10 protein-coding genes and 1 pseudogene are annotated in these 12,630 nt (G+C 36.1%); 7 read left to right on the forward strand and 4 right to left on the reverse strand.

Going from position 1 to position 12,630, the window contains the following annotated elements; translation table 11 throughout:
* Positions 1 to 212: 212 nt before the first annotated feature.
* The gene (locus tag D1869_RS14225; protein WP_156015710.1) at positions 213 to 2,312 is read right to left on the reverse strand and encodes a YncE family protein; all 2,100 of its coding nucleotides are present in this window, start codon (positions 2,310 to 2,312) and stop codon (positions 213 to 215) included.
* 294 nt (positions 2,313 to 2,606) lie between these two features.
* Between D1869_RS14225 and D1869_RS14230 the strand changes: the two genes are divergently transcribed.
* The gene (locus D1869_RS14230; RefSeq protein ID WP_156015711.1) at positions 2,607 to 3,329 is read left to right on the forward strand and encodes a zinc-ribbon domain-containing protein; all 723 of its coding nucleotides are present in this window, start codon (positions 2,607 to 2,609) and stop codon (positions 3,327 to 3,329) included.
* A gap of 340 nt (positions 3,330 to 3,669) precedes the next feature.
* Here D1869_RS14230 and D1869_RS14235 read toward each other — a convergent pair whose 3' ends face one another.
* A complete protein-coding gene (locus D1869_RS14235) occupies positions 3,670 to 4,902 on the reverse strand; it encodes an RNA-guided endonuclease InsQ/TnpB family protein (RefSeq protein WP_156015712.1) in 1,233 nt (410 codons plus the stop codon).
* Between the two features lie 384 nt (positions 4,903 to 5,286).
* Between D1869_RS14235 and D1869_RS14240 the strand changes: the two genes are divergently transcribed.
* From D1869_RS14240 to D1869_RS14250, 3 genes are all read left to right on the forward strand, one after another.
* The gene (locus tag D1869_RS14240) at positions 5,287 to 5,727 is read left to right on the forward strand and encodes a hypothetical protein (RefSeq protein WP_156015713.1); all 441 of its coding nucleotides are present in this window, start codon (positions 5,287 to 5,289) and stop codon (positions 5,725 to 5,727) included.
* 729 nt (positions 5,728 to 6,456) lie between these two features.
* Positions 6,457 to 8,673, forward strand: coding sequence for a thermopsin (locus D1869_RS14245; RefSeq protein WP_156015714.1), 2,217 nt, complete (start codon positions 6,457 to 6,459; stop codon positions 8,671 to 8,673).
* Between the two features lie 666 nt (positions 8,674 to 9,339).
* Positions 9,340 to 9,486 (forward strand): hypothetical protein, encoded by a 147-nt coding sequence (locus tag D1869_RS14250; RefSeq protein ID WP_156015715.1) that lies wholly within the window; start codon positions 9,340 to 9,342, stop codon positions 9,484 to 9,486.
* 14 nt (positions 9,487 to 9,500) lie between these two features.
* Here the strand turns inward: D1869_RS14250 and D1869_RS14255 are convergent, their stop codons facing one another.
* Positions 9,501 to 9,866, reverse strand: coding sequence for a hypothetical protein (locus D1869_RS14255; RefSeq protein ID WP_184651103.1), 366 nt, complete (start codon positions 9,864 to 9,866; stop codon positions 9,501 to 9,503).
* 217 nt (positions 9,867 to 10,083) lie between these two features.
* Here D1869_RS14255 and D1869_RS14260 point away from each other — a divergent pair, with 217 nt between their 5' ends.
* The gene (locus D1869_RS14260; protein ID WP_156015716.1) at positions 10,084 to 11,034 is read left to right on the forward strand and encodes an IS110 family RNA-guided transposase; all 951 of its coding nucleotides are present in this window, start codon (positions 10,084 to 10,086) and stop codon (positions 11,032 to 11,034) included.
* A gap of 63 nt (positions 11,035 to 11,097) precedes the next feature.
* Here D1869_RS14260 and D1869_RS15590 read toward each other — a convergent pair.
* Positions 11,098 to 11,341 (reverse strand): annotated as a pseudogene (locus D1869_RS15590) (hypothetical protein).
* Here D1869_RS15590 and D1869_RS15740 point away from each other — a divergent pair.
* Together D1869_RS15740 and D1869_RS14265 are read left to right on the forward strand one after the other, a co-directional pair.
* Positions 11,287 to 11,412 (forward strand): hypothetical protein, encoded by a 126-nt coding sequence (locus tag D1869_RS15740; RefSeq protein ID WP_269203977.1) that lies wholly within the window; start codon positions 11,287 to 11,289, stop codon positions 11,410 to 11,412. The pseudogene D1869_RS15590 and the gene D1869_RS15740 sit on opposite strands and share 55 nt — an antisense overlap.
* A 232-nt stretch (positions 11,413 to 11,644) precedes the next feature.
* Positions 11,645 to 12,466 (forward strand): hypothetical protein, encoded by an 822-nt coding sequence (locus D1869_RS14265; protein ID WP_156015717.1) that lies wholly within the window; start codon positions 11,645 to 11,647, stop codon positions 12,464 to 12,466.
* The last annotated feature ends 164 nt before the right edge of the window (positions 12,467 to 12,630 follow it).

The following is a 12,630-nucleotide window of genomic DNA, read 5'->3' on the forward strand; positions in this document are numbered from 1 at the left end:
CGAAATGATTAAAACCCCATTTCAAATCTTCCTAGAACATTTTTAGGTACTAAATGACCTACTCAACTATAGTTATATCAAATTTAGCCAATAAAAAAGTATTAATTTTTCTAGCATCTTAATGTTGAAACTATAATGAATTGACGTTTAATAAAGATCTTCTAATACTGCCTATACATATTCATTAATGGTTATAAGAGGAGAAAAAAGATTCATCTTCTTCTAAGGGCTATTATTACACTCGCAATAACTACTATCATTACTACTATAGTTATAATGATTAGGAATGACGAACTCCCTGAACTACTTGATGATACTGCTGACTCAGTCGAAGAATAGATTTGAGTTGTAGTCTTACTACTTATAGACGTGCTAGTATATGTAAATGTTGTAGTCGAACTCGTTGTAGTAGTGGTTGATAAAATTGGTGGAGTTGAAATGAGATTGTTAAAAGATATGGCATATATCTGATTATAAGGATATTCTTCAGTAATATATATCAAACCTTCATTGGGATCTATAGTTACTGATGTTGGAAAACTCACGTTTACGCTCTTTTCGCTAACTATTTGTCCATTAGAGGGATTAACTACGAGTAGTTTTACAAGATTGAAAAGCCCACTAGTAGTTATGATCGCATATCCCTTATAATAAGCAATGAACTCTGGAGTACCATTTAATTCTATAGTAAATTGAGTTTTTCCGCCTTCAATACCAGCTAAGTAGTAATTTAATACGACTGGGTAAGAATAGGGTTTACTGACTACTTTTTCTCCACCAACTAAAAGTATTCCATCACCATAAGCTACTGCTGTAGGCTTAAATGGTACCTCTATTGTTGTTATTAACTCAGTCCCGTTTATAACTGACAAAGACTCATTGTTATAATTTGCAACGTAAACTAGTCCATTCTGAGGATCATAAGTTAAAGCTACCGGATTATTCCCCACTTGTATTGCTGAGATCACAGACCCATTTGAAGGGCTTATGGCTAAGACAAGATTAGAAGAATTATCTGCTATATATATCAAGTTATCTACCGGGTCGTAAAGTAGCGCAACTGCATCTTTCCCAGCACTCGCTTTCCAAAGTATACTACCATTATATGGGTTTTCTGCCACTAACTCTCCTCCATTAGTAATATAAAGTACTCCATTATACGTGTTATAGGTAATTAATGAAGGACTATTTATGCTAGGAATTATACCTATCACCTTACCATCATTCAAAACATATATTGAATCAGCTTGATAGTTTGCAACATATAGGTCTCCAGATACATTATCATACACAGCATATTGAGCTTGTATTTGCGATCCTATAGCTAGATAGGCACCAGTTATAGGGTTAATCACATAGATTGGATTAGGAGGAGTTCCAGTAACATAAAGCATGTTAGTTTTAGGATCATAAACTATATCAGATATTTGTCCAGGCAATGAAAAACTTAGCGAAAAACCTACATATATAACAGATGGCGTTAGGGTTGAGACTTGTCCATTAGATACGTTTATTGCATATACTGCCTCATAACCCTCTGAAAATGCATAAATATTACCTAAAGCATATACGACAGCACAAGGAAAACTTAATACTAGACTCAGGCTATGCGTAGTGTAATTTGAAATATTATAAGGATTAAATACATTAAGTGATGTAATACTTATACCATAAATCTCATTATTTCCAACAACAAGCTGTGATGGTGCATAAATAAACATTGAAACGTTACGTAGTATCGTCGTACCGTTAATTTGGGAAACGATATTGTTTGGTATCATAAACGGGTTATTTCCTGCAACATATACTAAGCCAGTATAGGGGTCAAATACAATTGAGGTAATAATGAAACCTTTGAGAAGTGTAGCTACTTCTTGTCCACTTTGGGTAAAGATTTCTATGCCATTATCGACTACATACAAGTATCCGTTCTTGGGATCAACAACAACACTTTGTGGAGACCCTCCAACATAGATAGTCTTTACTAACGTGTTTGTCTGTGGATTTATGACACTTATAGTCCCCGATTTATTATTAACTACATAAAAGAATCCGTTGGCATAAGTAATGTATATTGGCTCAACACCTACATTAATAGTACCAATAAATGAGTAATTGTAGGGATCGAAGATGACCACATCGTTATGTTGTGAGTCAACAGCATATATATAACCGTTACTGGGGTTAACAGCAGCCGATACGAGATACCCTATAGACGGACCAGTGTAAAGATTTATTGTTAATGAAAATGCTTGGAGAGATTCAGCTAGTAACATAGCTACCAATAGGAATAAAGCCTTCTTTCCACTCATATAGACACCCCTTTTTAATCTAGTTATAACTAATGAGTTTTATAAAAGTTTCGTTTTTCCTTATGAAATATACATTATAATTATTAGAAGATATATGAATAGCCAAAGTAATAAAACCAAAAAACTACCATGTTATTTTGTCATTGTAAATTGAAGGATAAGAGAAATATATAACTAATTATTCCTTTAGTAGCATTATAATTATGACCATTTATTTATAGTAAATAATTCGCTTAAAATCAGTGATTAAGGACCTCAAAATTTATAAGATTGAGTGAATTATAATTAGAACTAATGATAAAGTGTCCAAGATGTGGATACGATAACCCAGATCATGCCTTATACTGTGCAAGATGCGGTTATCCACTTACAACACAACCGCCATATTATCAACAACCTAATAAACGATCCCTCAGAAAGATCATTATCCCAGTTATTGCAATAGTAGTAGTAGTGATAGCAGTCATTGCGGCATTACCATTTGTACTTCATTCTGGTCCCTCTTCAGCAGAACTAATTACACCATCAAAGGCAGCATCAGTAGTTGGAGGCCCTTGGAGTGTAGATTCAACCAACACTTATTCATTCACTATAAGTAACGATGTAGTTACTGAAAAATTATTAAATGGCTCCACAGAAACAATCTCCCTCAACTCATTTTATAGTACAATGGGAGGAGAACCATTACCTGGTGTAACTTCAGGCTACGTTGAATATTTAAATGGGAATGTTAGTGGAGAACAAGGACAAATTATGGCTATGTATATAGTTTTTTCCTCATCAACTAATGCTAAAAACTTCTTCTCCCAATCTGAAGCAACTTTACAGATATCTTCTAGTAATTTTAATAAAATCTCAAATAATGAATTCGTAGCCTATACTCCAGGGGGATTATTCGGCGAAGAATACGATTCAATAATACTTGTACTCAACGGTAATAGTGTAAAAATAGTCTCAGTCACAGCACCAAATCCTCTAGGAACTTCACAACTTGAAAGCTTAGTAAATAGCTTCTGATACAAAGTAAATTCTTTTTTAAGAACTTCTTTAATGAGTTAAGACATATATTTATCTTTAACAGACTTAAAGAAAATATATACACCTTCTTAAGTTACAATATTTACTATGTTTAATCCCTAGCATAATTTACCCACATTATTAGTTTTTATAATAATTGTAATGCAATAAAACGTTAGTTTTGGCCTTAGTGTCGTCATTGAGCTATTTATATTTCTATGAATTTTTACACATAGAATATGTTAATTCGATATTTATACTCTTTATAAAGAAAGGTCATTTAGTAAATTTATATACAAATGACAACACAATCGTTTTGGCTAAGGATATCAAAAGTGAGCTACCCCGCCCTGAAGGGCGGAGCTTCCTGCTTCATAGCCCCACCTTGCCCGTAGCTTTTCGCTACGGGTAGAGGGTGGAGCTCCACAGGCACTAAGGATGGCTCCCACCCCGATCTCTTCAATATGTTTAAGCAAGCGTTATAGTCACGATCAGTAACCCAACCACACTTAGGACAGCTGAACACACGGTCAGTCAAAGTTAACTCTCTCTTTACGTACCCGCACTTGGCACACATCTTTGAAGTATATGCTGGATTTATTAACAACAGTTTCTTTCCATATTTTTCCAACTGATATTCTAGTATTCTCTTCAACTCATGGAATGCAACATCGTGCAACCTCATCCTCAACTTCCTTTCTGACTCCTCCACCAGTTGTTTAACATCTATATCCTCCATTACTACAACGTCATAATGTTGTGCGAACCACTTACCCAACTTCATATAGAGGTCTTGTCTCAAGTTCTTGAAGTGTTCATAACCCCTAGCTAACTTCACTTTTGCTTTAAACCAATTTTTCGACAAGAACTCTTTCCTCGAGAGAACCTTGTGGAGTTTCCTTATCTTCTCAAGTGCCTTCTCATAAGGTCTCAAGTTAGGGAAATAGAACCCATCACTCGTGGTTAAGAGTTTCTCTATCCCAACATCTATTGCAACTACCTTACCAGTCTTTGGGAGTTGAGAGAATCCAACACCTTCAACCATGAAGGAGACATATACTCTCTCTGAACGTGTTAGTTTAACTACCACCCTCTTTACTTTGTCAAGCGGGAAGTCCCTATGAACAATGACCTTAAACACGCCGAGATTTGATAACCTCAATAACACCAGCTTCTTCTTATTCTTCCTACTCTTAGTCCTTATTTCCCTGCTCTCAAGTATTTTCCATCCACTTTGTGGGTAAACAAGAGAGTAGTACTTATGGGGTTTCTTCTCCTTAGGAAAGTGTGCTAGACCTTTGAAGAACCTATCCCTAGCATCGTAATAACGATCGGCAATTTGCTGTACTACTTGTGAGTAGAGTTGTTGGTACTCCTTATCTTGCTTTCTTAGATCTAGAGCGAGCTGTCTTAACTCCGTTTGTGTAAGACCCTTTCCGTCCCTTTGGTAGAAATAGATATCTGCCCAGCGTAGGGTGTTGTACATCTCACATGCTAACCTCAACTGGGCTTTTAACGCCCTAATTGTTTGATCGTCAACATATGCACGAAAGCGGAACCCTACGTTGGGCATTAATAAAATGTTCGAGAGTGGATTAAAAAATATTTCTACAAAGGGGGCTATCCATCCCCACTGGCGAGGTTTTTCGCCCCCTTTGAACCCCTAAACTTTATAAAATTTATATCATTATACATCCCCTATCCGCCTGGATTATTATTATATCCTAAATAACATAGATAAAATACTAATTATTTCTATTTTTTTAAATGAAAAAAGCTACTTATTCTTTTCAGTTTAAGGGAATATTTAAACTTGTACTTTCTACCAATAATAGTCTGACTTTCATAAATTCTTTCTATATCAGAAATGTGAAAAGGAAAATATTCTCTTTTCAAATGAAAGAAAAAGAGTATTATGAGGAAAACTTTATAAATTAATTATTCTGTTATTATATTGATGAAGTTAGAAATAGGAGAACAAATAATTTGGGAAGAATTCCCTATGAGTAGATTCAGAAGAAATGCCACAATAGGACTTATAATACTCGGTATAATCTTCCTACTAACGGTATTTTTAGCCGCTATAGGCATAATGTTCATAGTCTTAAGTTTAGTACTATACTTCGGACTAAGGTGGGCAAACAGATACGTAGTGACTAACAAGAGAGCAATGCACATTAAATTCGGTAAAATTGTAAAGGAAGTACCCCTAAATACGCCAAACCTATTAATATCTACTGTAAATCCGCAATACTTTGAGACCAGCTTAGCGGGTCAACATGTAGTACAGGATGTAGTATTCTTACAAAACGGAATAGAATTATTGAGATTTAGCAAGGTACATAAAGGTGACGAGTTAATGGCTAAACTGAAAAGTATGGGATTTGTTTCAGCATGACCTTGTAAAAAAGTGACAAATAATTTTTTAAAGGTTTTTAGTATTTTCCTAAACTAGCCCTTAAATAAGTCTATCTTGTCACTACTAATGAGTTCCATGATATTACCTCACGCTCGTCCCTTATTAATGTTACTTGAAATGCAGAATCAATCATTCTTAATATGAAAATAAATTGAATTCACAATGGACTCATGTTAATTATATATGGAGTTAACACATGAAGTTGTTATATAGCTTAAGAATTTCCAAGAGTAAATAATTTTTGTACAAGAAAGAATTTTGGAGCAGTTTACAGAAAACTTACACATAATTGCTTCGCCCAAAGTTTCTAACATTATAGGAATGATTTTAATTACTCTAATATTTTTACAAACACCTTCGAATTAGGACTGTGTAAGATCAGCCTAAATTTAGATTAACAAACCAGAACACTCTTCTAATTATTTGTACATTCAGTCGTAAAATTTAAACTCATAATTAATCATAAAATCGCACTTTTCACGGCGTAAAAAGTTTATATTTCGTAGTAGTGATTGTAACCGTTTACTAAAATTTTTTATTTTTAGTTTAAAGTATATAGAAATCATAAACAATATTCACTGAAAAAAGAGGTTTTGCTTTAAAAAGTCCAAATCTATCACTATTTTGAGATAAAAAGTAGCCAATTTATGAAACAGTAGTATGAACGAAGAGAATATTTAAATAGAGGAGAAGTGGAAAAATGCTCCTATGAAAAAGCCTTTACTTATCTTGGCCCTGATCCTACTCTCTCTACCCCTACTCCAACCTAAGGCATATATATCTCCGTTAAACTTCATCCTACCGCCAAATTATTACGAAGAAATCCCAGTTAACACCAATGGTGGTCTTTACGTCTATCTTTACGCTAACTCTACTGTCTATTTCGCAATAGAAGGGACTAATTATAGTGATGTTGCCTCATCCTTTTACTCCTACTTCCCTTTACCTCCGGGATCTTATTACATAATCGTGAGCAACAATGTGAGCAATAGCGTAGTTGACGTTCAGATTTATTACGGCTCTGGTAGACCTGCACCTACTGGAATAGCAGATTACGGCATTGAGTTAAAAGGCGGAACCGTTAAACCTTACGTGGAGGAGTTTAATGGAGTAATCGGCGTGGCACAAATTTACTCCATTTCTGCAGTGAACGGTACTGATTACGGTGCTAGCTTACAGTTGAACACTGTACTTCAAGTAAACACTGTACAAGGTACCCAGCAATACTGGTTACAGAACGTAATACAGTTCATTACTAATGAGAGTATATACCGCTATGTAGATAACATTTGGAACTACACTTCCTCTCCCAGCGAGCTGAACTCCAGTCTTATACAAGGAGAGGGTTACGTATACAATGTGGGTCTACTCTCCCCTAGTTCCTATTATGCCTACGCTACACAAGGCTTTAATATGACTTATCCCTTTTACGCTGTCCTTTTCATATCCGTACAGACTATACCGCAAGGCGTTTTAGTCCACTTCGGTTATTTAAACGATAGTATGACAATTTGGTACGATAACGTTACCATAAAAATTTCCAATGTTGAATCAGCTTACCTCTTAGTTGACGGCTATAATGTAACTGGTAGTGGTAACGCTTACGATACCGAACTCGTTTTCGGAGGAATAAGTAACGGTGAAATAACTTACTATAACTCCCTCAACGCTATGCTCTACTTAGCCTACGTTAACTCTACCAACGTCTTTACGCCTAAAGCCCTTTTACCATTCGGTTTAGATACTGCAGAGGCTTCTGATAACTTATTCACGACTTCTTATCAAGGGGCTTATAAAGTGAAAGTTGGTAACGGTGAAGAGACTTATATACCCACTATTTCAACCCCCTTTAAAGCGCAAATAATTAACGGAAGTAAAGAAATAGATTTAGGGCAGAGGGATTACATTACCGTTAATGTAACAGGCGGCCAACCTCCATATTTCATAAATATAGGTAATAAGAGTTTTATTGATTTCTACGTCGGGAATTACACAATAAGCTATGAACCGAGTCTAGGTAATCAATCCCTCCAAATTAACGTTTACGACTTAAAGGGCGAGAAGAACACTCTTTACTATAACCTTACTGTTAACCCAGATCCTGTTGTTGGAGTTAAAATAAGTAACGTCACTGACCTGGGAATACCTATAGTGGCAATAGCAAACTCGAGTTTGGGTACTAAACCTTACCACTTTGCATGGTACGTTAATGGTAATTTAGTGAGCAAAGAGAACGTTTTAAAATTCAATTTCAGTTCAGTTGGGGCTTATAACGTGACTTTTGTGTTTACTGACTCAGCAGGATATGAGATAGAAAAAGAGTTCAAGATTACGGTTAATCCAGATCCAGTAGTTAACGCGAGCTTAAGTGCCAATAAGACCGACGTAGGAGTTCCGGTGAATTTGAGCTTAAATTACAGCCTCGGTACACAGCCTTACAAGACTTACGTTTACTTAAACGGTAGTCTAATAAATGAAAAATTGATAAACTTCAGTAAAACTGGTCTTTATAACCTTACTGTAGTAGTAATAGACTCAGCAGGATATAAAGTGATTCGCACATTCTACGTGACTGTTATTAAAGACCCTCAGTTATCTGTAAACGTTGCGACTACGGGTAATTTCTTCATAGAGAACAGCGGTGTAACGCTCAGCGGAATTACTTCAGGCGGAATCCCTCCTTACACTTATTATGTTTACTTAAACGGTAAATTAGTATACACAAAGAATTCGCTGAGTGGCTATAGCTTATCATTAAACATAGGAAATAATAATGTGACCGTAGTAGTCAAGGACTCTTTGGGAGTAGTTTCAGAACAATCGTATCTGTTAAAGACGTCTTATAACTTAACAGACATAGCTGTAGTGGCAATATTGATTATCGTGGCCATTGTAGCAATAGTAGTGATAGTAAAGAGGAAATAAGGCTTTTTAGAATTGTTGTAGGAAAAAGTTCATTGTAAGTGATATTATTTTTCTTTTTAAAAACTGGAAGCGCTTAGCGTAAGCGTAAAGCCAGATTATACGTGAATAGTAATTTAAGGAAATTCCCTCACCATAAAAGATTAGAATATTTGCTTTTGAACTAATAAAAACTTTTATTTCATTCCCTTGTTTCATCTTTAATATAAAACGAAATTTTTAGTTAACTAAACAATATTTCTTATACATTTTAACGTAACGTAAAAATGAAGCGATTTTCCTATAAGTGCTAACGTGGAGTGCTCTAAAACAGTCATGAATTTTTATCAAGAGAGCAAAGAATATGTAACTAATTTTACGTGGTTAGAAAGGGTTGCATGGAGTTAGTTGAAGTTCATGAAAATCAACTTATATAAAACATATTAGTCAGATCTGTGTAATACAGATCTGACTGGGGTGAAGACCGTTGACTTCCTTGGGCTCGAAGTTCGATGTGGAGTTTGGCCCGCTTCCAAACCGGAAGTTGGGTTTGAAGCCCGAATAAGGGTAAATTTGGAGGACCCAGTCGCGGGAAATAGGTATAAGATAAATTCGTAATGTATTATAATAAACCCTTTAACGCTAGTGAGTAAAAAGCTGGTTTCATCACTTGCGTAAGTAGTGTGGACTATGCTTGATTTTCAAGGAAAGGTTTTTATACCGGAAGCTCTCTGGCTTGAGAGAAAGCTTGTGCAACAACCTCCTAATGATATGAGACATCATTCTTATATTTTAATATTGTATACAAATGCTTCCATAAAGGGCGTTAGCGGTTAAACTATTTCCAAAGTTTAGTTAATGTTGTATACAAATGCTTCAAAAACTTTATAAAGACGAAGTATTTGCACCGTATCGTAATAATTTGCCCCTAATGTTACTAAGGTGACCGGGACCAGTCCTAGCCATTTAAACTTGCTAACGTTAAATTTATCGAAGAGTTTTAAGAACCAATACATACCAACAAAGAGGTAGATTTTGATACCGATTAAGGCTAAAAAATAATAAACATTATAACTAGCTACAGTATCAGAAACGAGATAGTACCAGTTACCAAACTCAAATACGTTAAAATAATCCCCACCTATCCATGTTATTATCACATCGTAAATGTTACCTGCAATAAACAGAGCCCACAAAACCTTAAGGAGTCTACTCATCATAACCAACTTAAGTTAAGTAGATATTATGTGTTATCCAAACACTATCTGACTTCCTTATATAAAACATATTAGTCAGATCTGTGTAATACAGATCTGACTGGGGTGTAGGCCGTTGACTTCCTTGGGCTTGAAGCCCGTCGGGGAGCTTGGCCCGCCTCCAATTCGGACCGGAAGTTGGGCAAAAAGCCCGAATAAAACATAAGGGTGAGTATACATGGAGGCCCCAGTCGCAGGAATAGACGTATCAAAAGATAAATTAGTAGTATATTTCCAAGGCAAATACTACGAGTTTCCTAATGATAGGCAAGGTTATGAGGAGATAATTAAGATCTTGCCTAAGGGTTGTAAAGTGGGTATTGAAAGTACTGGAATTTACCACATTAACCTAGCAAAGTACTTGATGGGAGAGTATGACGTTAGGATTATTAATCCCTTCATACTCAAGAAGTTCAAGGATTTTAGGGGTAAGAAGAGTGATAAGAATGATGCTAAAAAGCTTGCTGAACTAGTTGTAAGTATGGGTAGTGAGTTTACAACAAGTGATGCTAGGGAGTTAACTAGCCAATGGGATTTTGTTACTAGGAGTATTGCTAGGGTTAAGAATAGGTTGAGGAGGGATTTGACACTTTTGGGCTATAAGGATAGTTTGTCCAAGAAGAACTTAGAGGAGGTTTTGAGGGGTGGGGATAGTATTGTCTTGGTTGAGGTTAGGTTTCTTTTGGAGGAGTTGGAGAGACTTGAGGTTAGGAAGAGGGAGATTGAGGAGAAACTTGAGGATCTTGTTCCCAAGGATAGTTTGATTTTCACCATTCCTGGTATTGGTAAAACCTTGGGTTGTATAATTTTGGCTAGGGTTGGTGATATTAGGCGCTTTAGTGATAAGAAGAGGTTTGTTGCTTATTGCGGTCTTGACCCAGTTATTGAGTCTAGTGGTAAGAGTGTTGTTTCTAAGGGTATTTCTAAGAGGGGTGATGCTGTTTTGAGGAGAGCTTTCTATCTTGCAGCTTTAACTGCTATTAGGGTTAATCCTGTTATCAAGCGTTTTTATGAAGAGCATAAGGGAAAGTTGAAGGGTAAGAAGTTGATTATTGCCTGTGCAAGGAAATTAGCTGTTATTACTTGGGCTGTGCTGTATTATAATAAACCATTTGATGCTAGCGAGTGATAAGGAGAGCCTTACTTTTCCATAAGTAGTGTGGACTATGCTCGATTTTTCATGGAAAGGTTTTTATACCGGAAGCTCCCCACCCTGGAAGGGTCGGGGGTTCCCTTCCAGAGGGTTCATCGTTCCCACCATCGATTCGGGATTACATCTCTCATTTGGTGGGCAGTCGGGTGGGGCAGAGACCCACCCCCAAAATTAGAGTAGGGGATCCGTCATCCATATTGTCCGAATCCCGTGAAAGAGAGAAGAGGAATGATAGTTGCCCCTCCCTCAGTCCCATCGAGCTGGGGAAGAGCGTCATTAACATCACTAAAAGATATCTCGATAAAGGGGTTATATAAATATAAGGGGGCTATCCATCTCCACCCTGAAGGGTGAAGCTTTCCGCCCCCTTAACCCCCATTTTGTAAAGTCGTATTTATAAACGTGGAGATCAGTAGCAAATCTTACGAACATTACTTGGCTTCTAAATTTTTAACCTAAATGATAACAAGGACGGAGTTAAGACAAAATAGGCAAGCAATAGAGTTATAGGAAAGAATCTTAAACTATTTAACGCTTAACAGTGTTTGGAAAAAACATAATATTTACTTAGTTTAGGTTAGTTATAATGAACAAGGTTAAGATTCTTTGGCTAATCTTTATCGTAGCAAATATTTATGATGCACTGTTTTCATTTATTGCCTGGCATTATCCTTCCGTTGTAGAATTGAACCCCATAATAAACTTCTTCAGAGTAGATGGTTATTTGTCAATGCTTAAAGTAACCTTGGGGCTGAAGCTAATGCTATTCTCGGCAGTATATTTTATAACCCAAAGAGTCAAGCATAAAACGCCAATATTAACTATAGCCGTAGCAGTGATATTGCTTGCAGTAATATGGGATACCTTAGATTTTTTCATTTTGGGCTCTTTTAAAACAGAAGAAAACGCAATTATCATCAAAGCAGTAAACGAGCCTTATATAGTCTGGAGTTCCCCCGCCATTATCACCATATCAGACTACCTCTATTACTCTCCGCCACCTTGGTATGTTCAAATAGCCCCAGACTTAATCCTCTTATTGGGGATCGTAAGCGTTGTTTTAATTTTATTGAGGAACTTCTCTAAGTTTGAAGGATTCCCACGGAACATATTTCCTCTTCTTAAAGACAAGTTAAAAGTGTCCAGTTTAGTTCTAACTTCAGCAGTATTTTTAGGACTTTCTCTTTATCTCTATCATCTTCATCTGAGTTACTCTCATGAGAGATACTCTAATACGATTTATAAATATGTAGCAATCGGCAACATGTTTACTAAGTTGGATCCTACATATATGAAGTATTTTACTGTGCCTTGGTACGTTAATTTATGGCCTGAGTTTTTAGTAATTGGCTTAGTACTATCGGGAGTATCGATATACATCTGGATTAGGTTATGGGTCATAAGATAACCCATTATGAATACGCTCTCTTTTCTAGCTCCAAATCTTAGAGGAAAAACTTGTAAAATTCTTCTTTATGAAATAAGGCTATCTTTCTAACATCAGTCAGTGTTGTACTCTTAGGTCTAAGTTTTTTACTTGTGTTCGATAGACCCTACAGTTTGTGTTACTAG

The sequence above is a fragment of the Sulfurisphaera ohwakuensis genome (assembly GCF_009729055.1).
In the GTDB taxonomy this organism is placed as follows: domain Archaea; phylum Thermoproteota; class Thermoprotei_A; order Sulfolobales; family Sulfolobaceae; genus Sulfurisphaera; species Sulfurisphaera ohwakuensis.